This window comes from Pseudomonas sp. B21-032 (assembly GCF_024748965.1).
In the GTDB taxonomy this organism is placed as follows: Bacteria; Pseudomonadota; Gammaproteobacteria; order Pseudomonadales; family Pseudomonadaceae; genus Aquipseudomonas.
This window is the reverse complement of sequence record NZ_CP087180.1, coordinates 434,777-456,966: the sequence shown is the minus strand read 5'-3', so window position 1 is coordinate 456,966 and position 22,190 is coordinate 434,777. Positions and strand designations below refer to the sequence as shown.

The following is a 22,190-nucleotide window of genomic DNA, read 5'->3' as shown; positions in this document are numbered from 1 at the left end:
TTATACTCGGGCCTTCCCGCCAGGCTTACGCCCGGACGCTCGGCCTTGCAAAAGGCATCCCGACCGGCAGGACAGCGCGGCCCAGAGCCCGCCCGCCGCCCCGGATGCGCATTGAAGACCCTGCTGGACCGGACGCGATAGCATCAGCTGATGCCCGTCGCGCCAGGCAAGATTATCCCATCGGGCTCAGCCCCCATTAAAACAGGATTACTCATGTCCTTTGCTTCCCTCGGTCTCTCCGAGGCTCTAGTTCGCGCCATCGAGGCTGCGGGCTACACCCAGCCCACTCCGGTGCAACAGCGGGCCATTCCCGCCGTGTTGCAAGGCCGCGACCTGATGGTTGCCGCCCAGACAGGTACTGGTAAAACCGGCGGTTTCGCCCTGCCGATCCTTGAACGCCTGTTCCCCGGTGGTCACCCGGACAAATCCCAGCGCCATGGCCCACGCCAGCCGCGGGTACTGGTGCTGACCCCGACGCGCGAACTGGCCGCCCAGGTTCACGACAGCTTCAAGGTTTACGCCCGCGACCTCAAATTCGTCAGCGCCTGCATCTTTGGTGGCGTCGGCATGAACCCACAGGTTCAGGCCATGGCCAAGGGTGTCGACGTGCTGGTGGCCTGCCCCGGCCGTCTGCTGGATCTCGCCGGCCAGGGCAGCGTTGACCTGTCCCACGTCGAGACCCTGGTGCTCGACGAAGCCGACCGCATGCTCGACATGGGCTTCATCCATGATGTGAAGAAGGTCCTTGCCCGCCTGCCGGCCAAGCGTCAGAACCTGCTGTTCTCGGCGACCTTCTCCAAAGACATTACTGACCTTGCCGACAAGCTGCTGCACAACCCCGAGCGCATCGAGGTCACGCCGCCGAACACCACGGTCGAGCGTATCGAGCAGCGCGTCTACCGCCTGCCGGCCAGCCACAAGCGCGCCTTGCTGGCACACCTGATCACCACCGGTGCGTGGGAACAGGTGCTGGTGTTCACCCGTACCAAGCATGGCGCCAACCGCCTGGCCGAGTACCTGGAAAAACACGGCCTGACCGCCGCCGCGATCCACGGCAACAAGAGCCAGAACGCGCGCACCAAGGCCCTGGCCGACTTCAAGGCCGGCAGCGTGCGCATCATGGTTGCCACCGATATCGCCGCCCGTGGCCTGGACATCGACCAGTTGCCGCACGTGGTCAACTTCGAACTGCCCAACGTTGAAGAAGACTACGTTCACCGTATCGGCCGTACCGGTCGTGCCGGTCGTTCGGGCGAGGCCATCTCGCTGGTCGCTCCGGATGAAGAAAAACTGCTCAAGAGCATCGAGCGCGTTACCCGCCAGAAGATCCCGGATGGCGACCTGATGGGCTTTGATGCCTCCAAGGTCGAAGCCGAGAAACCCGAGACCCGTGAGCGTCCGCAAAACAATCCGCGTGGTGGCCGTGGCCAGCGCGCCGATGGCAGCAATGCCGGTAGCGGCGGTCGCAAGGACAAGGGTAAGGACCAGGGCAAAGACAAAGGCCGCGACAAGGACAAGGAAAAAACCGCGGAGAAATCCGCCGGTGGTCGCCAGGAGCGCAAGCCCCGCGACAACAAACCGCGTCAGGCCCAGTCGGGCCAGCCAGGTGTTCCGCAAGTTCCGGCCAATCGTGATCCGGAAGAGTTCCTGGATGACGAAGTCGACAACTTCGGCAACCGCGCCGACTACGTCAGCCCTTACCAGAACAAGGGCAACCAGGGCCGTAACCGTCGTCCGGGCGCACCTGCCCAGACCGGCACCGGCGCCAGCACCGGTGGCCAGCCACGTGGCGGCCAGCCGCGCAGCAACAACGGTCCGCGCAGCGGTGGTGGTGCTTCGGCCAATGGCGAGAAGCGCGGCGGCGGTGCCCGTAATGGTGGCGGCAGCCGCGACGGTGGCGGTCGCAATCGCCGCCCGGCGCGCGACGATCAAGCGAGCAAAGAGCCGGCCGTGCGCAATCCGCGTGAGGGCCAGCCGCAGCCGAAGATCGTCCACAAGGAGTCGAAGGTCGACCGCTTCCCGACTGCCGAACAGCTCGAGCAGCTGCCAAGCCGTCCACGTGGCGAGAAGCCTGCGCTGCTGACGCGAAACCGCTGATTCAGCGACCGCGCCAACAAAAACGCCGCCCCTAGGGGCGGCGTTTTCGTTTATGCAGCAAGCATTACTTCTGCTTGATACCTTCGATCGAGATGTCCAGATCCAGGGTCTGCGAAGACGGGCCTGGGCCTTTGATGCCGAAGTCGTTCAGGTTCAGCGTGGTCTTGGCGTTGAAACCGGCGCGCTCGCCACCCCATGGATCCTTGCCTTCACCGTTGAAGGTGGCCTTGAAGATGACTGGCTTGGTGACGCCGTGCAGGGTCAGGTCGCCAGTCACGTCAGCAGTTTTCTCGCCGGTCGATTTGACAGCGGTGGAGACGAACTTAGCCTCTGGGAACTTGCTCACATCGAGGAAATCTTTGCTGGCGATGTGCTTGTCACGCTCGGCGTGGTTGGACCACAGGCTGGCGGTTTTCAGGTCGACGGCGATCTTGCTGGCTTCAGGCTTGGCGGCGTCCCAGCTGAAGGAGCCATCGAAGTCCTTGAAGGTGCCGTGGATGAAGCTGTAGCCCAGGTGGCTGATCTTCCAGTCAACGAAGGCGTGCTGGCCTTCCTTGTCGATCTTGTAGTCTGCTGCCATTGCCTGACCGGCCGAGAACAGTGCGGTACCGAGCGCCAGAGCGGCAAAAGTCTTTTTCAACATGCGTCTATATCCCTTTTGGAGTTGAGGTTGAACATCAAGCTTTGCGGCCCAGCATGCGGATCAGGGTCGCGTCACGGTCGATAAAGTGGTGTTTCAGGGCTGCCAGGCCGTGCAGCCCGGCAAAGATCACCAGGCCCCAGGCCAGGTAGAAATGGATCTCGCCGGCGACATCGGCCTGATCGGGCAGGTTGCTGACCAGCGCCGGCACTTCAAACAGGCCGAACACCGGGATGCCAACGCCGTCGGCGGTAGAAATCATGTAGCCAGCAACCATCACCGCGAACAGCCCCAGGTACAGCAGGCCATGGCCGGCCTTGGAGGCGAGGCGGGTGAGTTTGCCGTGGTTGGGCAGCGCTGGCGGCGGTGGGCTGAGAAAGCGCCAGAGCACGCGCAGGAGCATCACACCAAGCAGCACCAGGCCGATACTTTTGTGCAGGTCGGGGGCGTCTTTGCGCCATGGGCTGTAGTAGTCCAGGCCCATCATCCACAGGCCCAGGCCGAACAGGCCGAATACAGCCAGTGCAACACCCCAGTGCAGGACGATGCTGACAAAGCCATAACGAGAAGGTGAGTTGCGCAGTTGCATTGCCGTGTTTCCCTGTAAGAACTGTGCTCAGACTAACGATTTATTAATCGAATAAAAGCAGAAAAACTTGCTCTGAAATATCGAGAAATATGATCTTTAGTATGAAACGAAGCTATTAAGGAAACATTAACTACGTGGGAAGGGAAGACCCTGCGGGCCTTGGGGCCGCTGCACGGCCCATCGCCGGCAAGGCTGGCTCCCACAGGTTCGGTGTGTACTTGCCCCTGTAGGAGCCGGCGTTGCCGGCGATGAAGTCAGCGCATTACTGCGCCTTGGCCTGGGTATTGGCTACCGGCTTTTTCACTGGTTCCGCCTTGGCGGCGGCTTTTTTCGCAGGCGCAGCCTTGGCTGCGGTTTTCTTCGGCTGTTGCGCCTTGGCTGCCGGCTTTTTCGCCGGTGCCTGCTTGGCCGCTGGTTTGGCCGCAGCGGCTTTCACTGGCGCCTTGGCTGGCTCTTCCTTGGCAACCGGGGCGACCGCAGGTGCTGGCGCAGCCGCCGGCGCAGGGGCCGGAGCCACCTCGGCCTGCTTGGCCGCTGGCTGCTCGGCAGGCTTGTCATCGCTACCGAACATGCGCTTGAAGAAGCCTGGCTTGCCCTCTTCCTTCTTCACCGGCTCTTCGGCCTTGGCCGGTTTGTCGGGCGAGCCGCCAAACAGGTTGCTGAAGAAATTACCTTTGCTCGCCGCGGCAGCCGCGGTGCCGGCAGCGGCCGTGGCGGCAACCGCCTTGACCGGCTCGAACGACTTGCCGGCGGCCAGGTCCTGGACCTGGCTGGCAGCGCGCTGGCCGCTGCGCAGGGCGCCTTCGAGGGTGCCTGGGTACATCGCATCGGTGTGCTCGCCAGCAAAGGCAACCCGCTGAACCGGACGCTCCCACAGGCGCCAGTACTTGCTGATCTGCCCAGGGCCATAGGCCAGGTAGGCGCCACCGGTACCGACGTCGGTGCTGTAACGGCGCACTTCGTAGCCGGTGAAGGCGCCACGGGCCTGTGGGTAGAAGGCGTGCAGGCGGATCAACACCTGGTCGACCATCTGCTTGTCGCCAAAGGCCTGCAGCAGGCGCGCGTTGTCACCGGAGAGGTTGATAACCACATTAGCGCCGCCCTTGAGCGCAGGCTCGATCCAGAGCATGCCCAGGCCGGTGTTGCTGTAGATCTCGCCAGACATCCGCGCGCGGCTTTCCCACACCGGGGTCTTGAACTTGAGCATCAGCTGGTCGCGCCAGCCGTAGTTGGTGCCCTTGAGGGCGGCCAGGTGCTTGGTGTCCAGGCCCGGAGTCATCTGGATCTTCGACAGCGCGCGCAGCGGTACGGCCAGCACGACGTAGTCGGCCTGGTAACCGACGCTGCCAACCTTGACGGTGACGCCGTCCTTGTCCTGGATGATGGCACTGACCGGCGACTGGGTCTTGATGGTTTTCAATTGCTTGACGAAGGCCTGGGCCAGCACCGGGCTACCGCCTGGCAGGCGTGCGGCGCGCAGGTCACGGTCGCTGACGCCGCGGTAGACGCGGGTCTGCTGGGCGAAATAGAGCAGCGACAGGCGCGACGGCTCGTCATAGCGGGTACGGATCTGCTGGTTGACCAGCTGGCGCGCGGTGGCCGGCAGTTGCAGCTTGTCGAGCCAGCCGGAAACGTTGAGCTGGTCGAGGGCGAACAGGGTGCTGTTGGCCGCCGGGTTCAGCGGATCGTCGATCGAGCGTGCGAGGTCGTCGAGGGTCTTCTCGTAACGCTTGAGCGCTTCGGCGGTGGCCGGTTGCTTGGTGCTGAGGTCGGCGGCGCTGAAATACTCGCCATCGATCAGGTAACCCGGGGTACGCACGAACTCAGGTGCCGGCAAGGTGCTGAGCTTGAAGGCATCCAGATACTGGTTGAGCACCGGCTGGGCCTTGCTGTTGCCGATCCATTCACTGGTGGCCAGGCCCGAGCGCCCGCCCATGCCGGTCTTGGCTTCCAGCAGGGTCACCTGCCAGCCCTTGTTCTGCAACTCATAGGCGGCTGTCAGGCCGGCCAGACCGCCACCGACGACGATTGCCGTCGGGGCCTTGTCCTTGGCCAGCGCAGTGCCGCTGAACAGTCCTATCATTACCAGCGCACAGGCGCGCAGCCAACCAGCAGACATTCGGCGAACTCCGGATCAAAGCAGAAGTGTTTGGGGGGATCCCCCAGAAAGAGTAGCCGAAGGATACGCCACGCCAAGCGCCCCCGCCAGCAACGCCAGCACCCTGATTGCAGCGCACGGGTTGTTCTCGACCGGCGCATTGCATAGGCTTGCGCGGCATGTCCGAGCCGCCGTCGCCAGGAGAATCGAAATGGGCCTCAACCAACAGTGGATGCAACGTGACCTCAAGGTCTTGTGGCACCCCTGCACCCAGATGAAAGATCACGAACAACTGCCGCTGATTCCGATCAAGCGCGGCGAAGGCGTGTGGCTGGAAGACTTCGAAGGCAAGCGCTACCTCGACGCCGTCAGCTCCTGGTGGGTCAACGCCTTCGGCCATGCCAACCCGCGCATCAACCAGCGCATCAAGGACCAGGTCGACCAGCTTGAGCACGTGATTCTCGCAGGCTTCAGCCACCAGCCGGTGATCGAGCTGTCCGAGCGCCTGGTGCAGATCACCCCCGAAGGCCTGGACCGGGTGTTCTACGCCGATAATGGTTCGTCCTGCATCGAAGTGGCGCTGAAAATGAGCTTTCACTACTGGCTGAACAAAGGCCAGCCAGAGAAGAAGCGCTTCGTCACCCTGAGCAACAGCTATCACGGCGAGACCATCGCGGCGATGTCGGTCGGCGACGTGCCGTTGTTCACCGAGACCTACAAGGCGCTGCTGCTCGACACCATCAAGGTGCCAAGCCCCGATTGCTACCTGCGCCCCGAGGGCATGGGCTGGGAAGAGCACTCGCGCAACATGTTTGCGGCCATGGAGCAGACCCTGGCTGAACACCACACCACGGTCGCCGCGGTGATCGTCGAACCGCTGATCCAGGGCGCCGGTGGCATGCGCATGTACCACCCGGTATACCTCAAGCTGCTGCGCGAGGCCTGTGACCGCTATGGCGTGCACCTGATCCACGACGAGATCGCCGTGGGCTTTGGCCGCACCGGGACGATGTTCGCCTGCGAACAGGCCGGCATCCGCCCGGATTTCCTGTGCCTGTCCAAGGCCCTGACCGGCGGCTACCTGCCGCTGGCCGCGTGCCTGACCACCAACGAGGTGTACAGCGCCTTCTACGACGATTACCCGACCCTGCGCGCCTTCCTCCACTCGCACAGCTACACCGGCAACCCACTGGCCTGTGCCGCGGCGCTGGCGACCCTGGATATCTTCGCGCAGGACAACGTCATCGAGGCCAACAAGGCCCTGGCCCAGCGCATGGCCAGCGCCACCGAGCACCTGGTCGACCACCCGCATGTTGGCGAAGTGCGCCAGACCGGCATGGCCCTGGCCATCGAGATGGTCCAGGACAAGGCCAGCAAGACCGCCTACCCGTGGCAGGAACGCCGTGGCCTGAAGGTCTTCGAACATGCCCTGAGCCGTGGCGCCCTGCTGCGCCCGCTGGGCAGCGTGGTGTACTTCCTGCCGCCATACGTGATCACCCCGGAGCAGATCGACTTCCTCGCCGAGGTGGCCACCGAGGGTATCGACATCGCCACCAGCAGCCGCGTCAGCGTGGCAGTGCCGGCTGATTTTCACCCTGATTTCCGCGATCCGGGCTAACAGCATCGCGGGGCAAGCCCGCTCCTGCAAAGATCCCTGTAGGAGCGGGCTTGCCCCGCGATGAAGCCCGCACTGCCAACACATTTTTAGAGTTAGTACATGAGACTGTCCCGCTTTTTCATCGACGCCCCCCTGAGCCTCGGCGCCCACGACCTGCCCGAAGCCCAGGCCCACTACATCGGCCGCGTGCTGCGCATGGCGGTTGGCGATGCCGTGCAACTGTTCGACGGCAGCGGCCAGGAGTTTCGCGGCCAATTGCTGGAAGTCGGCAAGAAAACCGTCCGCGTGCAGCTCGACGAAGCCTTCGCCGGGCAAGCCGACTCCAGCCTGCAGGTTCACCTCGGCCAGGGCCTGTCGCGCGGCGAGCGCATGGACTGGGCAATCCAGAAGGCCACCGAACTGGGCGTCAGCGCTATCACCCCGATCGTCAGCGAGCGCTGCGAAGTACGCCTCAAGGATGAACGCGCCGACAAGCGCATGGCTCATTGGCGCCAGGTGGCGATCAGCGCCTGCGAGCAATGCGGGCGCTCCAGCGTACCGGTCATCCACCCACCACAGCCGCTGGCAGACTGGCTCAAGGCCTGCGACCAGGACCTCAAGCTGGTCCTGCACCCGGTCGCCGAACCCATGGTCAGCCATCAGCAGCCCGCCAGCCTGGCGTTTTTGATCGGCCCAGAAGGCGGCCTCAGCGAGGCCGAAGTCGAGCAGGCCAAGGCCACCGGCTTCCATGCCGCACGCCTGGGCCCGCGCGTATTGCGCACCGAAACCGCGCCAGTCGTGGCCCTGGCCGTCGCCCAGCAGCTGTGGGGCGACTTCTAGAGCACGTAGAAGAACACCGCGATGAAGTGCAGCAGGCTGCCGGCGATCACGAACAGGTGCCAGATACCATGCCAATGGCGAAAGCGGCTGTCGTAGGCAAAGAAGATGATGCCGATGGTGTAGAACGCGCCACCGGCCGCTAGCCAGGCAAAACCTGCGGCGCCGAGGCTGGCGAGCAGCGGCTTGACCGCCACCAGCACGATCCAGCCCATCAGCGCATAGATGATGATCGACATGACCCGCGCTTCGGAGCGCGGCTTGATCTCTTGCAGCATACCAATCACCGCCAGCCCCCAGACCACCCCGAACAGGCTCCAGCCCCAGGGCCCGCGCAGGCTGACCAGGCAGAACGGCGTATAGCTGCCGGCGATCAACAGGTAGATCGACAGGTGATCGAGCTTGCGCATGATCACTTTGGCTTTGCCGCGCACGCTGTGATAAAGGGTCGAGATGCTGTAGAGCAACAGCAGGGTAAAGCCATAGATCGCCAGGCTGACGATCTTCCAGGGGTCGCCTTGCAGGCTCGCCACCACCAGCAGCCAGATGGCGCCGATGCAGGCCAGAACGGCGCCGACCAGATGGGTCCAGGCGTTGAAACGTTCACCGTGATACATGCAACAGGATCCTCCTGACTTAAAACAGGTCTCCCATCCTACACAGGCAAATGCTTCAAACCACCCCTGCGTCTACCAACAGTTGCTCCAGCGCGGGCAGGTCCGGCACCCGTGCCACCTGTTCGCCCACCTGTACCGCCGCCAGCTCCAGGCCGGCCAGCGGCACATCGACGTAGTTGAGCTGGCTGTCGAGCTTGCACGAGCGCGGAATACCCTGCACCAGCAAGGCGACAAAGCGCAGCGGGCTGTCGCCCAGGGCATTGAGCACAACGATCCGCGCCCGCTCGCCAACCTGCAACTGGCCATCGCAGGCCGACTCGAAACTCAGCAGCGGCAGGCGCTGGCCGCGCCAGTCAATCCAGCCAAGCATCCACTCGGGCGCGTCCAGCGCCGGGCTGCCGGCCTGAAAACCGATCAGTTCGGCCACAGCCACGTTGGGCAGTACCAGGCAGCGATCGCTCAAAGGCAGCAGCAGGCCAGTGAGGCTGCTGCGCCGGTTTTGCCGGGCCGGTTGTTCAAGCATCGCGGCGACTCCATTGGGCGATGCTCTGCAGCAGCACCGATTCCTGATAGGGCTTGCCCAGGTAGTCATTGACGCCGATGGCCATGGCCCGGTCGCGGTGTTTCTGGCCGGTACGCGAAGTGATCATGATGATCGGCAGGTCCTTGAGCTTGGGGTCGTGGCGGATCTGCGTGGCGACTTCAAAGCCGTCCATGCGCGGCATCTCGATATCCAGCAGGAGAATGTCCGGGCGATGCTCCTGCAGCAGGGCCATGGCATCGACCCCGTCCTTGGCGGTCAGTACGTTCATGCCGTGGCGTTCGAGCAGGCGGCCGGTAACCTTGCGCACCGTCACCGAGTCATCCACCACCATTACCAGCAGCGGCCGTTGCGGCAAGCTGCCATGGCTGTCCCGGCGCAGGCCTTCGCTGCTGTGCTGGTGCAGCGCCAACTGCTGCTGCAAACCGCGCAACTGGCCAAGCAGATCGAGAATCAGCACCACCCGGCCATCGCCCAGCAAGGTCGCCCCGGACAAGCCCTGGACCGCGGCAAACTGCGGCCCCAGGCTTTTGACCACGATCTCGCGGCTGGCCGCCAGGCCATCGACCTGCACAGCGTATTGCTGGTCGTGGGAGTGCACCAGCAGCACCGGCAGCGGCAGGCTCTGGCCCAACAGTTTCGGCTGCGCCGCCCCCTGCAGCAGCTCGCCCACGTAGCGCAGCTCGTAGCGATGCCCGGCGTACTGGTAATGCGGCGGATCAAGCTGATAGCACGCCTCGAGTTCGGCCGGCGGCACGCGGACGATGCCTTCGATGGTATTGAGCGGAATCGCGTACTGCTCTTCGCCGTAGTGCACCATCAAGCCGCGGTTGATCGACACCGTGAATGGCAGGCGAATCAAAAAGCGCGCGCCCTTGCCCGGCTTCGACTCGATCACCATCGAACCTCCGAGCTGTTTGACCTCTTCATGGACCACGTCCATGCCCAGGCCGCGGCCGGAAATCTGGGTGATCTTCTCGGCGGTGGAAAACCCTGGCTGGAGGATGAACTGCATGATCTCGTGGTCACTGAGCACCGCTGCAGGGTCGAGCAAACCGCGCTTGATCGCCTTGCGCCGCACGGCTTCCAGCGGCACCCCGGCACCGTCGTCGGTCATTTCAATGACGATGTCGGCGCCTTCATGCAGCAGGTTCAGCGAGATCAGCCCGTGCGCAGGCTTGCCCGCTGCCAGGCGCGCCTCGCGCGACTCCAGGCCATGGTCGACGGCGTTGCGCAGCATGTGCTCCAGCGGCGCCATCATGCGCTCCAGAACGCTGCGGTCCATCTCGCCCTCGGCATTGCCGACCACCAGTTCGACCTGCTTGCCCAGCTCACTGGAGACCTGCCGCACCACCCGCTGCAAGCGCGGCACCAGGCGCTCGAACGGCACCATGCGGGTGCGCATCAGGCCTTCCTGCAGGTCGCTGTTGACCCGCGCCTGTTGCTGCAACAGGCTGTGCGCGTCATGGGCGCGCACGCTCAGGGTTTCCTTGAGGTCGAGCAGGTCGGAGGCCGATTCGAACAACGCCCGCGACAGTTGCTGCAGCTGCGAATGGCGGTCCATTTCCAGCGGGTCGAAATCGTCGTAGGCCTGGCCGTCGCCATCGGCCTGGCGGCTGAGGATGCGCCCCTGGGTTTCGGTATCCAGGCGGCGCAACTGGTCGCGCATGCGCTCCAGGGTGGTTTCCATCTCGTTCAGGGCCACTTGGGCGTCGTTGACCTGCTGCTCAATGCGGCCACGGATGATCGAATTCTCTCCGGCCAGGTTGCCCAGGTCATCAAGCAGCTCCGAGGCCACCTTGACCATATCCCCGGCGCCACGCTCAGGGGCGGTCACCGGCAGCTCTGGCGGCGCCATATCCGCGTGCGCCTGACCGGCAGCGGTATCGGCCAATGCGGCGCTGCTGAAGTTGCGGATGTAGTCGATCAGCGCCGTGGCCGCGTGCAACGGTTGCTGCAGGCGCACCGCATCGAGCATGTGCGCCAGGCGGTCGTGGCAATTCTGCAGCAGGCTGAACAGCGCCGGGCTCGGTTGCAACTGGCCGGCGGCGAGCAGTTCGTAGAGAAACTCCAGTTCATGGGCCAGGTCGCCGATCGGCCCGATCTCGACCATCCGCGCACCGCCCTTGAGGGTGTGCAGGTCGCGCAGCAGGTTCTCCACCTCAACGCCATTACGCGGCTCGGCCTGCCAGCGCAGCAAGGCCGCGCTGGAGCTTTCGACCAGGTCCAGGCTTTCTTCGAGGAAGATCTCCAGCAGCTCTTTGTCGCCGGCATCCTGCTGCGCTTCGACGGGTTTATCCACAGGCACCGGCGGCGGCGCCTCATGACGAAACTCGCGCAGCGCCGCCAGCAGCTCTACCTGGGCAGCCGGCACCTGGCCTTGCTGCAGTTGTTCGAGCATCTGCGCCAGTTGCTGGTGGCTGCGCTTGAGCAGGGCAAACAGCTCGGCGCCAGGGCTGAAGCGCCGGTCCACCAAACCTTCGTAAAGCAGCTCAAGCTCTTGTGCCAGCACCTCGAACGCGCCCATGGCGGCCATCTGCGCGCCACCCTTGAGGGTTTGCAGGTCGCGGGCCAGCGACGACAGCGCCGAGGCGTTGTCGGTATCCAGCAGCCAGCGCGCCAGGGCCTGGTCGGCGCTGTCGAGAATGTCGCTGGCTTCATCGAGAAACAGTTCGAGCATGGCCGGGTCCGGCGCTTGGGCCGCAAGTTCGGCGGTGGCACTGGCAAGCTCGGTGATTGTCCCGCCCTGGCTATTGACCAGGCCCATGGCCGATGGGTCGAGGCCTTCGTCAAGCAGCTCGCGCAAGGCCTGCAGGCGTTCCGGACGCGGGTCGACTTCCTGGCCGGCGGCGATCTGGTCGAGCATGTCAATCAGCGCTTCATGGGCGCTTTGCGCCTCGCTGAAGAACCGCGGGCTGACCGCCAGGCTGCTCTCCTCCACGGCGCCATAGAGGTCGAGCAAGGCTTCACACAGCTCATCCACCTGCCACAGGTCGGCCAGGTGTGCGCTTTGGCCGAGGGTGGTCAGTTCATCAAGCAGGGCATTGAGTTCCTGGCGCTCGCCCGGGTGCTCCTGCCAGCGCAAAAGCAACGATTCGGCGTCGAGCAGGATGTCCATGCCCTGGGCCAGGAAGCTGGCAATCAGTTGCGGGTCGCGCTTGACCCGCAGGCCCTGGCTTGGCGCCTCGAGCAAAGCTTGCAGGCGCGCATCGACCACCTGGTGAATATCGGCGATCAGCGTCGCGGCCCCGGCAATCGGCGCCAGAGGCGCGCTGGAGAGCTGCTGCACGCCACGGCGCAGCAGCGGCTCGGCAGTTTCCAGCAGGTAGATTTCTTCCAGGTCGAAGGCCAGCTGATGGGCCTTGAACTCCCGCGCCAGCAAGTCCAGGGCGCCGGCCAGCTCGGCAATCGGTACTACCCCGGCCATCGCCGCACTGCCCTTGAGGGTGTGCAGGGCGCGCTGCAGGTTATCGCTGACCGCCAGCGGCAACTGCTTGTCGGCCTCGTGCAGGAAGGCTTCGAGACTGTCCAGGTGACCCAGGGCTTCGTTGCGAAAGATCTCCAGCAATTGCGGGTCGATGGCTTCGCTGGCCTCGCTTTCGCTGCGCGGGTCGTTCATGGCCAGGGCGTGCAAGTGTGCGGCCAGCTGTTCAACCTGCGGATGCGCTGGCGCCAGTGCCTGGGCAAACTCGCCGAGCAGCGCAGGCAATGTGTCCAGCGCCTGCTGCAAGGCAGCCAGCGGCGCCGCACCGATTTCCACCCGCCCTTCGAGCACCCGGTTGAGCAGGTGCTCCGCCGCCCAGGCCAGTTCCGCCAGCACCTGGACGCGGACCATGCGTCCGCTGCCCTTGAGGGTGTGCAGGCCACGGCGCAGTTCGATCAAGGCGTCGCGATCGCTGCCGTCGGCTTGCCAGCGCGTCCACATCTGATTGAGCAAGGGCAGCAGTTCATGCGCCTCTTCGAGGAATATCTCTCGCAGTTCATCGTCGATCGGCGCTTCTTCGGCGGCAGTTACCACTGGCGCCTCTGCCACGGGCTCCGGCTCAAGGCGGTAACCCAAGGCTGCCAGGCTGTGCTGAGCCGCCTCGAGGAACCGCGAAGGATTGGCCTGAGGGTCGGCAATCAGCCATTGCAGATAACATTCACAGGCACTCAAGGCTTCGGCCAGGTGGCTCAGGGCTGCAGCATCCGCCAGGGTTTCACTGCCCAGCAGTTGTTCATGCACGTAGTCGCCGCACTGCCCGATCAGCGCCGCTGCGCGCGGCAGCATCAGCATCGCCAGCGCGCCACGTACCTGTTGCAGCAGGCCCGGCACTGGCTGCAGACGCTGCGGCTGCCAGCCGGCGTCGAGGCAATCGCCGATCAGGTCCTTGACCTGCTGCTGCACGGCGAAGGCTTCTTCCAGCACCAACTGGCGAATCTCGGCCAGGTCGGTGCCCGGCAGCGGGCTCTGGCTGTTCTGTTCCAGCGGCCCGATCATGCCGGCCAGGGTGGCCTCGACATACAGCAGCGCGCCGGCGATATCCATCAGCAGCGCATCGGCAGGCTCGCGCTGGCCCTGGGCCAGGCTTTGCAGCACCAGCACCTGGTCGATGATCACCCGCCGCGGCTGGCCAAAGCCGAGGACCGCCAGGGTGTCGGCGATCTGGCGCAGCGGCGCCAGCAACGGCTCCAGTTCCTCAAGATGCTGGCGGTCGCCGCGCACGAACTGGTCGAGGCGCTCCTTGACCCGCTTGAGGTCTTCGCACAGGGCGGCGACCACCGAACGCAAGGCATCGCGATCCGGCCCGGCCTGCAGGCGATCGCGCCAGGTGCCCAGGTACAGATCGAGGTTGGCCAGCTCTTCGGCGTCGGCCGGGCTGCTGCTCAGCAGGCTGTCCTGGGCCAGGGCCTGGGCGCCGCGCTCGGCACGCAATTGGTTGAGCACTGGCAGCACCACCAGCGGCAGGTCGCGGCGGGCGCTGCGCAGGCGCTCCAGGTACAGCGGCAATTGCTCAAGGCCGCGAAACAACGCACCCAGCGCTTCACCGCGCTGGCTGGCGCGGCCCTGGCGCAAGGCCAGGCCCAGTTGTTCCATTTCTTCGGCGAGCAGCGCCGCGCCGTGCAGTTCGAGCATCAGCAGGCAGCCGCGCACCTGGTGCAGCTGTTCGACGAATCCGTCGAGCACCGCTTCATCGCCGGGCTCGGCGGCAAAGTGTTCAAGGGTCAGGCGCGCCTGGCCCAGGCAGTCGGCGATCGCCCCTCTGACCCAGGCCAGCGCCACCGTATCGTGCCGATCCGCCATAACTGCTCCCATCACCATGATGCCCTCAACGCGGTGGCGTCGGCGGCAGGGTAAAACCGGACACCGAGCGGCGCATTTCACTGGCCATGCGCGCCAGGTTACCGATGCTCTCGGCGGTGGCGGTGGAGCCGGCCGAAGTTTGCGAGGTGATCTGCTGGATCACCGACATGGTATGCGAGATCTGCCCGGCCGAAGAGGTCTGCAGCTGGGCGGCGTCGGAGATGCTGTGAATCAGGTCGGCGAGGGTCTGCGACACGCCTTCGATTTCGGCCAGGGCGACCCCGGCATCCTGGGCCAGGCGCGCACCGCGCACCACTTCGGCGGTGGTCTGCTCCATGGAGATCACCGCTTCGTTGGTGTCGGCCTGAATGGTACGCACCAGCGCTTCGATCTGCCGCGTGGCCGACGATGAGCGTTCGGCCAGGCGCTGTACTTCGTCGGCAACCACGGCAAAACCGCGCCCGGCTTCACCGGCCAGCGAAGCCTGGATTGCCGCGTTGAGGGCGAGGATGTTGGTCTGGTCGGCAATGTCGTCGATCAGGCTGACGATATCGCCGATCTCCTGGGACGACTCGCCCAGGCGCTTGATCCGCTTGGCGGTGTCCTGGATCTGCTCGCGGATGTTGTCCATGCCGTTGATGGTGTTGTGCACCACCTCGTTGCCCTTGTTGGCGATAGCCACCGAACGCTCGGCCACCTTGGCCGATTCGTAGGCGTGGGTGGAAACGCGGTCGATGGATTCAGCCATGTCGCCCACCGCCACCGAGGCATCGCTGATCTGCTGGGCCTGGTGCTCGGAGGCCTTGGCCAGTTGGCGCGCGGTGTTCTGGGTGTCTTGCACGGCGGCGGCAACTTCCTCAGCGCTGAGGTTGATGGTCGCCACCAGGTCGCGCAGCTGGTCGATGGAGTAATTGATCGAATCGGCAATGGCGCCGGTGAAGTCTTCGGTCACCGACACGGTTACGGTCAGGTCGCCGTCAGCAAGGTCTTCAATTTCGTCGAGCAGGCGCATGATCGCCTGCTGGTTGCGCTCGTTCTTCTCGGCAGTTTCGTGCAACTGGCGGTGGGTGGTGCGAACCATCACCAGGCCGATGAGAATGATCGACGCCAGCGCCAGCAAACCCAGTACATAGCCGCCGACGGTATCCAGGGTTCGGCCGCCTGCCAGGTTTTCAAACCCGGTGGCCAGGCGCGAGGCTTCATCGAGCAGGGTTTGCGACAGGCCGAAGATGCTCCCGGCGGCTTCGCGCACACGGAACAGCTCGGGCGAGGTTTCGAGAATTTCGTCGACGGAGCCTGCGACAAACTGGAACAGCTCGGCGATCTCGCCCAGGCGCGCGCGGGCGTCCGGATCCTGCACGCGGGTAACCTGGATCGCTTCGTTACCGCCGAGCATGGCCTCGAGCACCTGGCCGAAACGGCTGGCGTCGCGGCCGAAGGCATCGGCGGCCTGCACAGCGGTGTCGTCGCCGGCCAGTACGGTATTCACCGAGCCAAGAATACGCTCGGCCAGCAACGACTGGCGCTGGGCCACGGCCACCTGGCTGGCCGGCGCACCGCTTTGCAGGAGGATCTCGACGACCTTCTCGTACTCCACCTGCAACTGCGGCACGGTTTCGGCCAGGGTCGCGGCGACCTGGTGCAACGACAGCACGGTCTGCTCGCTGGCCAGGATGGTGTCGGTGTTCTTGCGCAGGTTTTCCCAGTCACGCAGCACTGCGTCCATTTCCTTGCGCACCGCCGGCGGCGCAGCGGGCAGGCCGGTGCTGGCATCGCCCTTTTTCAGGTAGCCCCAGCGCTGTTCGAAGTCGTTGCGCGCCTCGCTCAACAGGCGGAAGGCCACGGCCTTGCCGGCCGCCGCTTCAGTGGCGTTCTTGGCGATGCGCTGGGACAGCACCCGCAGTTCGCCGGCATGGCCGATGTACTGCTTGTCGTAGTTGGCCTGGGTGTTGAGGTAGGCGAAGTTGGCGAACAGCAGGATGATCGACAGGATCAGCACCACGAACAGCGCCGCGATCTGCGCGCTGCTGCGGGAACCCTGGGGCGATGGAGCCGTCTTGGTCGTGGTCACGGAGGTGGCGTTCCTTTACAGCGCGACATCAAGGAAACCCGGCGCCTGGGCCAGGGCGAAGGGGCTGAAGATCGCCCAGCTGCGCTCACGCTGGAAATGCCCCTGGACGAAGGGTGCGGCCGCACTGAGCAACGGCGTTGGCGGCGACAGGTCGAGGCTGTGCAGCGGGAAATGCTGCAAACCCAGCACTTCATCGACCAGCAAGCCGGCAAACAACTCGTCATGGTCGAGCACCAGCACTCGTCGCTGCTTGCGCGGTGCCGACAGGCCCAGGGCGAAGAAACCGCAGAGGTCCATCACCGGCAGCAGCCGGCCACGCAGGTTGGCGACGCCGCTGACCCAGGGCTTGACCCCGGGGATGCGGCTCAGGCGCGGCTCGTGCAGCACTTCGGCGACTTCGCCCATGGGCGCGACGAACCACTGTTCGGCAATGCGAAAGCCGATGCCGCTCCAGCTCTGCAGGCGGGTTTCCTGCAACGGCAGGTCGGCGGCCAGCAGCCGGCAGCGCCGGTCGATGTCCAGCAGCAGCTCGAAGGCCGTCAGCGACTCGCCCATGGGCTGGGTGGTCAACCTTTGAGCACGTCGTTGAGCTTTTTGATCAGGGTGTCTTCGTCCACCGGCTTGGTCAGGTAGTCCTTGGCGCCCTGGCGCTGGCCCCAGACCTTGTCGGTCTCCTGGTCCTTGGTGGTGACGATGATCACCGGGATATGCGCGGTTTCCGGGTCTTTGCTCAACTGGCGGGTGGCCTGGAAGCCGTTGACCCCGGGCATGACGATGTCCATCAGTACCGCATCGGGCTTTTCGTGGCGGGCCAGGGCTACGCCATCGGCGCCGTTTTCGGCCTTGAGCACTTCATGCCCGTGCTTTTCGAGCATACCGGTCAGTTTGTACATTTCGGTCGGCGAATCGTCGACGATCAGAACTCGGGCCATGCTGTTCCCCATAAGGAATAGACGCCTGCGCGGCGGCGCAACGTCAGGGTGCGTGTTGTTCTTCTGCGGCGAATCCGGGCACATGGGCCTTGATTGCGTCCAGCAGCTCTTCCTTGCTGAAAGGTTTGGTCAAAAATTGATCAGAGCCGACGACACGGCCACGGGCCTTGTCGAACAGGCCATCGCGGGACGACAGGAGAATCACCGGCGTGTCCTTGAAAATGCTGTTCTGCTTGATCAGGGCGCAGGTCTGGTAGCCGTCCAGACGCGGCATCAGCACGTCGACGAAAATGATCTGCGGCTGGTGGTCGATGATCTTGGTCAGGGCATCGAAACCGTCGATGGCCGTGATGACCTCACATCCTGCTTCACCGAGCAATATCTGGGCGGTGCGGCGAATCGTCTTGGAATCGTCGATCACCATCACCTTCAATGCCGCGCCGGGCTGTTCCATAATTGCTCTACCATCGCTGCTCGCTATGAGCGGCAAGCTACAAGTTTCTGGCGGCAAGAAAAAGCAGGGTGAACGCGGCGTGCTTTTTCTTGTGGCTTATGGCTTGTGGCTTGCAGCTGGAGACGGCCGTGCAGGCCACGTGCCAGGCCTTTTTAGCACACTCTGTGGGGTGCATTCCATCGGCCCGCGCCGACGCCCGGCGCAGCGCCGCCCAGGATGCGTTTTTCCCTTGACCGCCAGCGCTGCGAGCGCCACCCTGACGCCACTTTTCATTCGAGCCAATGCGGCCCATAGCCGCTGAGAGGATTTTGCCCATGAGCGTTCGCCTCGGGATTGTCATGGACCCCATTGCGCGCATTTCCTATAAAAAGGACAGCTCGCTGGCCATGTTGCTGGCCGCCCAGGAGCGCGGCTGGTCGCTGTTCTACATGGAGCAGCAGGACCTCTACCAGGGCGCCGGCCAGGCCCGCGCACGCATGCGTCCGCTGAAAGTGTTCGCCGACCCGGAGCACTGGTTCGAGCTGGACGCCGAGCAAGACAGCGCCCTGAGCGAGCTGGACGTGATCCTGATGCGCAAGGATCCACCGTTCGACATGGAGTTCGTCTACAGCACCTACCTGCTGGAACAGGCCGAAGCCGCCGGCGTGCTGGTGGTCAACCGCCCGCAGAGCCTGCGCGACTGCAACGAAAAGCTGTTCGCCACGCTGTTCCCGCAGTGCACGCCACCGACCCTGGTCAGCCGCCGCGCCGATATCCTGCGCGAGTTCGTCAACCAGCAGGGCGACACCATCCTCAAGCCGCTGGACGGCATGGGCGGCACCTCGATCTTCCGCCATCGCCCGGGCGACCCGAACCTCTCGGTAATCCTCGAGACCCTGACCGGCAACGGCACCCAGCAAATCATGGCGCAAGGCTACCTGCCGGCCATCAAGGACGGCGACAAGCGCATCCTGATGATCGACGGCGAGCCGGTGCCCTATTGCCTGGCGCGCATTCCGGCCTCGGGCGAAACCCGTGGCAACCTCGCTGCAGGTGGTCGTGGCGAAGCCCGCCCGCTGACCGACCGCGACCGCTGGATCGCTGAACAGGTCGGCCCGACCCTGCGCGAGAAGGGCCTGCTGTTCGTCGGCCTGGACGTGATCGGCGAGCACCTGACCGAAATCAACGTCACCAGCCCGACCTGCATCCGTGAGATCGACAACGCCTTCGGCACCCAGATCGGCGTGCAGTTGATGGATGCCATTGATCGCAAGCTCAAGGCGCGCTGACAGCCGACGCGGAGCAACCGCGCAGAGTGGGGTATCATGCCGGTCGTTTTTATGACCTGGGCACCTGCTCTGCCGGTTTCCCCCGGTCTTTGCAGCTGCTGGATACCTGATGACGCTTCCTGCTGACATCCCTGCCGACTTCTCTCCACCCCGCGTACGCCCGGTGGATCGCCTGGGTTTTACCCTGTTCCTGGCGGCGCTGCTGCACCTGGCGCTGATTCTCGGTGTCGGCTTCACCTTCGCCAAGCCCGAAGAAATCCGCCGGACCATGGAAATCACCCTGGCCACCTTCAAAAGCGAGAAAGCGCCGCAGAAGGCCGATTACCTGGCCCAGGACAATCAGCAAGGCAGCGGCACCCTGGACAAGAAGGCGGTGCCGAAAACCACCGAAGTAGCGCCCTTCCAGGACAGCAAGATCAACAAGGTCACCCCGCCGCCGGCCGCCAAGCCCGAAGTACAACCGCAACCGACGCCGCCCAAGGCAGTAGTGGCGACCAAGGCGCCGAAGCCGGAAAAGGTCGAAACCCGACCCAAGGAAGCCAAGCCGCAGCCCAAACCCAAGGCCGCGACCCCGGACTTCGACAGCTCGCAGCTGTCCAGCCAGATCGCCAGCCTCGAAGCCGAACTGTCCAACGAGCAGCAGCTGTACGCCAAGCGCCCGCGCATCCACAGGCTTAATGCCGCCTCGACCATGCGCGACAAGGGTGCCTGGTACAAGGACGAGTGGCGCAAGAAGGTCGAGCGTATCGGCAACCTCAACTACCCCGACGAAGCCCGGCGCCAGCAGATCTACGGCAGCCTGCGGCTGATGGTGTCGATCAACCGCGACGGTTCGCTGTATGAAGTGCTGGTGCTGGAGTCCTCCGGCCAGCCGCTGCTCGACCAGGCCGCCCAGCGCATCGTGCGCCTGGCCGCACCGTTCGCGCCGTTCACCGGCGACCTGGCCGATATCGACCGGCTGGAGATCATCCGTACCTGGCGTTTCGCCCGCGGCGACCGGCTGCAGAGTAATTGATCTAAGGCTCCGCCTGATGGCAAAACAATAGCCATTTTGCGATGATGCGCGCCCGTATATCCCCCTCAAGAAAGGATTCTGTTGATGTCGCGCATCAATTTCGCCCGCAAAACAGCCGCCCTCGGCCTGGCCCTGGCGGCCTGCGTCCTGCCTGCTACTGCCTTCGCCGACGCCGCCGAGCTGTCGCAGAAGCTGTACAACGAAGTTGGCGAGTACAAGTACGACGAAACCCCGGCGCGCCTGGCCAAGATCCAGGCCCTGCTCGACCAGGGTGCCGATCCGAAAGGCCAGCCGATGTTCCTGGCCGCCTCCTACAAGATCGTCGCGCCGTTCGAGCTGTTCCTGCCAAAGATCGGTGACGTCAACACACCTATCCAGGAAAACGGCGAAACCCTGCTGCTGTTCGTCCTCAACCAGGCCGAGCAATCGAAGGCCTCCGAGGCCGACCTGCGCATGGTCAAGGGCCTGATCAAGGCCGGCGCCGACGTCAACGTGCTGGCCCAGGGCGACTCCGCTACGCCGCTGAACACCGCAGCAGGCAAGGGCTCAGCCGAACTGATCAAGCTGCTGCTGGCTTCTGGCGCCGATGCCAAGGCCGTCCGGCCGAACGGCTTTACCCCATTGACCGGACCGGGTGCCTCGAACCTGGAGGTGATCAAGCTGCTGGTCGCTGCCGGCGCCAATCCCTACCAGGTAACCCTGACCGGCACGACGCCGCTGCACCATGTTTGCGAACGCGCCTTTGAGATGAACGGCCAGCCTGACCCACAAGCGGCCGAGCGCATTGCCCTGCTGCTGAAAAAAGGCAGCTCGATCGATGCCTACCACGAGCAGCACGGCACCTTCCCGGTCGGTACGCCGCTGGAAGAAGCCGCTCGCACGGACAACCCGGACTGCGTCGCCGCGCTGATCAAGGCCGGCTCCAGCCTCAAGGCCCCGGCGTTCCCGGAGAGCTACCTGGCCAAGTACCCGCAGGCCAAGCAGCAAACCGTCCAGGAGTACGTGCTGTCGGCCGCTGAAGAGTCGCCAACCCTGTACACCGAAGAAGTGGTCAAGCTGTTCAAGTAACCCCGCAGTAAAGCTGACAAGGTGACGCCAGCACCTTGTCAGCGTGGCCACTCACCGCCACACTATCAGGCATGAAGAACCTCAGCCCGGATTACCTCAAGCATCAGTTCCTGATTGCCATGCCACACATGGCCGACCCGAACTTCGCGCAGACCTTGACCTACATCGTCGAGCACAACGCCAATGGGGCGATGGGGCTGGTGGTCAATCGGCCGCAGGACCTCAACCTGGCCGATATCCTCGAACAGCTGTGCCCGGACGTCGAACCGCCGGCCAGTTGCATTCATGTACCAATCTATATGGGCGGCCCGGTGCAAACCGACCGCGGCTTCGTCCTGCACACCAGCGAGCGCAGCTTCCAGGCCACCGTCGAACTCGACGGCCTGTCGCTGACCACCTCCCAGGACGTGCTGTTCGCCATCGCCGACGGCCTGGGCCCGAAACAGAGCCTGATTACCCTCGGCTATGCCGGCTGGGAAGCCGGGCAGCTGGAAGCGGAGCTGGCCGACAACGCCTGGCTGAACTGCCCGTTCGACCCCGAGATCATCTTCGGCATGGCCTGTGAACAGCGCCTTGCCGCCGCGGCGGCAAGCCTGGGGATCAACCTCAGCCTGCTGACCAGCCAGGCGGGGCACGCCTGATGGCCGAAGTACGTCTACTGCTGGGCTTTGACTACGGCAGCCGCCAGATCGGCGTCGCCGTCGGCCAGGTGATCACCGGCCAGGCCCGCGAGCTGTGCACCCTCAAGGCGCAGAACGGCACGCCGGACTGGGCCCAGGTGGAAAAACTGATCAAAGAGTGGAAACCCGACGCCCTGGTGGTCGGCCTGCCCTTGAACATGGATGGCAGCCCCAGCGAGATGAGCGAGCGCGCAGAAAAATTCGCCCGCCGCCTTAATGGTCGATACAACCTGCCGGTCCACACCCACGACGAACGCCTGACCACTTTCGAAGCCAAGGGCGAGCGCATGGCCCGTGGCGGCCAGCGCGGCAGTTACCGCGACAATCCGGTGGATGCCATTGCCGCCGCCTTGCTGCTGCAGGGCTGGCTGGAGGCCAATACCGGGGCCTGAGACCCGATCA

19 protein-coding genes are annotated in these 22,190 nt (G+C 64.4%); 8 read left to right on the top strand and 11 right to left on the bottom strand.

The genetic code is table 11. From position 1 onward, the window contains the following. The first annotated feature begins 213 nt into the window (after window positions 1-213). On the top strand, window positions 214-2,097 hold the full coding sequence (locus tag LOY54_RS02020; protein ID WP_045193831.1) for a DEAD/DEAH box helicase: 1,884 nt from the start codon (window positions 214-216) through the stop codon (window positions 2,095-2,097). 64 nt (window positions 2,098-2,161) lie between these two features. On the opposite strand, the gene LOY54_RS02015 is transcribed toward LOY54_RS02020, so the two are convergent. The 3 genes from LOY54_RS02015 to LOY54_RS02005 all read right to left on the bottom strand — a co-directional run bounded on the left by LOY54_RS02015 (window position 2,162) and on the right by LOY54_RS02005 (window position 5,445). Then, the gene (locus LOY54_RS02015; RefSeq protein ID WP_093376912.1) at window positions 2,162-2,740 is read right to left on the bottom strand and encodes a YceI family protein; all 579 of its coding nucleotides are present in this window, start codon (window positions 2,738-2,740) and stop codon (window positions 2,162-2,164) included. A 34-nt stretch (window positions 2,741-2,774) separates the two neighbouring features. Beyond that, on the bottom strand, window positions 2,775-3,326 hold the full coding sequence (locus tag LOY54_RS02010; RefSeq protein ID WP_258609018.1) for a cytochrome b: 552 nt from the start codon (window positions 3,324-3,326) through the stop codon (window positions 2,775-2,777). A 262-nt stretch (window positions 3,327-3,588) separates the two neighbouring features. Then, window positions 3,589-5,445, bottom strand: coding sequence for a flavin monoamine oxidase family protein (locus LOY54_RS02005; RefSeq protein WP_258609015.1), 1,857 nt, complete (start codon window positions 5,443-5,445; stop codon window positions 3,589-3,591). Between the two features lie 190 nt (window positions 5,446-5,635). On the opposite strand from LOY54_RS02005, the gene LOY54_RS02000 reads away from it, so the two are divergent. Both LOY54_RS02000 and LOY54_RS01995 read left to right on the top strand, forming a co-directional pair. Continuing rightward, window positions 5,636-7,042, top strand: a complete 1,407-nt coding sequence (locus LOY54_RS02000) for an adenosylmethionine--8-amino-7-oxononanoate transaminase (protein WP_258609014.1) — start codon at window positions 5,636-5,638, stop codon at window positions 7,040-7,042. Window positions 7,043-7,141: 99 nt separating this feature from the next. Further along, window positions 7,142-7,861, top strand: a complete 720-nt coding sequence (locus tag LOY54_RS01995) for a 16S rRNA (uracil(1498)-N(3))-methyltransferase (protein ID WP_045193840.1) — start codon at window positions 7,142-7,144, stop codon at window positions 7,859-7,861. Here the strand turns inward: LOY54_RS01995 and LOY54_RS01990 are convergent. The 8 genes from LOY54_RS01990 to LOY54_RS01955 are packed head-to-tail and all read right to left on the bottom strand — an operon-like array spanning window position 7,858 to window position 18,073. After that, window positions 7,858-8,475, bottom strand: coding sequence for a PAQR family membrane homeostasis protein TrhA (locus tag LOY54_RS01990; RefSeq protein WP_045193841.1), 618 nt, complete (start codon window positions 8,473-8,475; stop codon window positions 7,858-7,860). The genes LOY54_RS01995 and LOY54_RS01990 overlap by 4 nt on opposite strands. Window positions 8,476-8,530: 55 nt before the next feature. Beyond that, window positions 8,531-8,998, bottom strand: coding sequence for a chemotaxis protein CheW (locus LOY54_RS01985; protein WP_093376918.1), 468 nt, complete (start codon window positions 8,996-8,998; stop codon window positions 8,531-8,533). Further along, window positions 8,991-14,300, bottom strand: a complete 5,310-nt coding sequence (locus LOY54_RS01980; RefSeq protein WP_258609013.1) for an Hpt domain-containing protein — start codon at window positions 14,298-14,300, stop codon at window positions 8,991-8,993. Before LOY54_RS01980 ends, LOY54_RS01985 begins: the two co-directional genes overlap by 8 nt. Window positions 14,301-14,325: 25 nt before the next feature. After that, window positions 14,326-16,371 (bottom strand): methyl-accepting chemotaxis protein, encoded by a 2,046-nt coding sequence (locus LOY54_RS01975; RefSeq protein ID WP_045193845.1) that lies wholly within the window; start codon window positions 16,369-16,371, stop codon window positions 14,326-14,328. Window positions 16,372-16,386: 15 nt separating this feature from the next. Beyond that, on the bottom strand, window positions 16,387-16,941 hold the full coding sequence (locus LOY54_RS01970) for a chemotaxis protein CheW (protein WP_082075373.1): 555 nt from the start codon (window positions 16,939-16,941) through the stop codon (window positions 16,387-16,389). Continuing rightward, entirely contained in the window at window positions 16,938-17,303 is a 366-nt protein-coding gene (pilH, locus tag LOY54_RS01965; protein ID WP_045193983.1) for a twitching motility response regulator PilH, read from the bottom strand. Before pilH ends, LOY54_RS01970 begins: the two co-directional genes overlap by 4 nt. Before the next feature lie 43 nt (window positions 17,304-17,346). Beyond that, window positions 17,347-17,757: a twitching motility response regulator PilG gene (gene pilG, locus LOY54_RS01960; RefSeq protein ID WP_258609012.1), complete on the bottom strand. Its 411-nt coding sequence runs from the start codon at window positions 17,755-17,757 to the stop codon at window positions 17,347-17,349. A 37-nt stretch (window positions 17,758-17,794) separates the two neighbouring features. Continuing rightward, window positions 17,795-18,073, bottom strand: a complete 279-nt coding sequence (locus LOY54_RS01955; protein ID WP_258609010.1) for a hypothetical protein — start codon at window positions 18,071-18,073, stop codon at window positions 17,795-17,797. Here LOY54_RS01955 and gshB point away from each other — a divergent pair. The 5 genes from gshB to ruvX all read left to right on the top strand — a co-directional run bounded on the left by gshB (window position 18,072) and on the right by ruvX (window position 22,180). Next, window positions 18,072-19,025, top strand: a complete 954-nt coding sequence (gshB, locus tag LOY54_RS01950) for a glutathione synthase (protein ID WP_258609009.1) — start codon at window positions 18,072-18,074, stop codon at window positions 19,023-19,025. The two genes, LOY54_RS01955 and gshB, sit on opposite strands and share 2 nt — an antisense overlap. A gap of 109 nt (window positions 19,026-19,134) precedes the next feature. Next, window positions 19,135-20,040: an energy transducer TonB gene (locus LOY54_RS01945; protein WP_038997538.1), complete on the top strand. Its 906-nt coding sequence runs from the start codon at window positions 19,135-19,137 to the stop codon at window positions 20,038-20,040. A gap of 84 nt (window positions 20,041-20,124) precedes the next feature. Beyond that, entirely contained in the window at window positions 20,125-21,108 is a 984-nt protein-coding gene (locus LOY54_RS01940) for an ankyrin repeat domain-containing protein (RefSeq protein WP_093376935.1), read from the top strand. A gap of 71 nt (window positions 21,109-21,179) precedes the next feature. After that, window positions 21,180-21,749, top strand: coding sequence for a YqgE/AlgH family protein (locus LOY54_RS01935; protein ID WP_258610680.1), 570 nt, complete (start codon window positions 21,180-21,182; stop codon window positions 21,747-21,749). Continuing rightward, window positions 21,749-22,180 carry a Holliday junction resolvase RuvX gene (gene ruvX / locus LOY54_RS01930; RefSeq protein ID WP_093376944.1) on the top strand — a complete coding sequence of 144 codons (432 nt, stop codon included), beginning with the start codon at window positions 21,749-21,751 and terminating at the stop codon, window positions 22,178-22,180. The genes LOY54_RS01935 and ruvX overlap by 1 nt, the downstream gene beginning before the upstream one ends. Window positions 22,181-22,190: the final 10 nt, after the last annotated feature.

Excerpts from the sequence above, each read along its gene's own strand:
- LOY54_RS02020 (WP_045193831.1), top strand. The coding sequence starts at position 214 with ATGTCCTTTGCTTCCCTCGGTCTCTCCGAGGCTCTAGTTCGCGCCATC.
- LOY54_RS02015 (WP_093376912.1), bottom strand. The coding sequence starts at position 2,740 with ATGTTGAAAAAGACTTTTGCCGCTCTGGCGCTCGGTACCGCACTGTTC.
- LOY54_RS02010 (WP_258609018.1), bottom strand. The coding sequence starts at position 3,326 with ATGCAACTGCGCAACTCACCTTCTCGTTATGGCTTTGTCAGCATCGTC.
- LOY54_RS02005 (WP_258609015.1), bottom strand. The coding sequence starts at position 5,445 with ATGTCTGCTGGTTGGCTGCGCGCCTGTGCGCTGGTAATGATAGGACTG.
- LOY54_RS02000 (WP_258609014.1), top strand. The coding sequence starts at position 5,636 with ATGGGCCTCAACCAACAGTGGATGCAACGTGACCTCAAGGTCTTGTGG.
- LOY54_RS01995 (WP_045193840.1), top strand. The coding sequence starts at position 7,142 with ATGAGACTGTCCCGCTTTTTCATCGACGCCCCCCTGAGCCTCGGCGCC.
- LOY54_RS01990 (WP_045193841.1), bottom strand. The coding sequence starts at position 8,475 with ATGTATCACGGTGAACGTTTCAACGCCTGGACCCATCTGGTCGGCGCC.
- LOY54_RS01985 (WP_093376918.1), bottom strand. The coding sequence starts at position 8,998 with ATGCTTGAACAACCGGCCCGGCAAAACCGGCGCAGCAGCCTCACTGGC.
- LOY54_RS01980 (WP_258609013.1), bottom strand. The coding sequence starts at position 14,300 with ATGGCGGATCGGCACGATACGGTGGCGCTGGCCTGGGTCAGAGGGGCG.
- pilH (WP_045193983.1), bottom strand. The coding sequence starts at position 17,303 with ATGGCCCGAGTTCTGATCGTCGACGATTCGCCGACCGAAATGTACAAA.
- pilG (WP_258609012.1), bottom strand. The coding sequence starts at position 17,757 with ATGGAACAGCCCGGCGCGGCATTGAAGGTGATGGTGATCGACGATTCC.
- gshB (WP_258609009.1), top strand. The coding sequence starts at position 18,072 with ATGAGCGTTCGCCTCGGGATTGTCATGGACCCCATTGCGCGCATTTCC.
- LOY54_RS01955 (WP_258609010.1), bottom strand. The coding sequence starts at position 18,073 with ATGGGCAAAATCCTCTCAGCGGCTATGGGCCGCATTGGCTCGAATGAA.
- LOY54_RS01945 (WP_038997538.1), top strand. The coding sequence starts at position 19,135 with ATGACGCTTCCTGCTGACATCCCTGCCGACTTCTCTCCACCCCGCGTA.
- LOY54_RS01940 (WP_093376935.1), top strand. The coding sequence starts at position 20,125 with ATGTCGCGCATCAATTTCGCCCGCAAAACAGCCGCCCTCGGCCTGGCC.
- LOY54_RS01935 (WP_258610680.1), top strand. The coding sequence starts at position 21,180 with ATGAAGAACCTCAGCCCGGATTACCTCAAGCATCAGTTCCTGATTGCC.
- ruvX (WP_093376944.1), top strand. The coding sequence starts at position 21,749 with ATGGCCGAAGTACGTCTACTGCTGGGCTTTGACTACGGCAGCCGCCAG.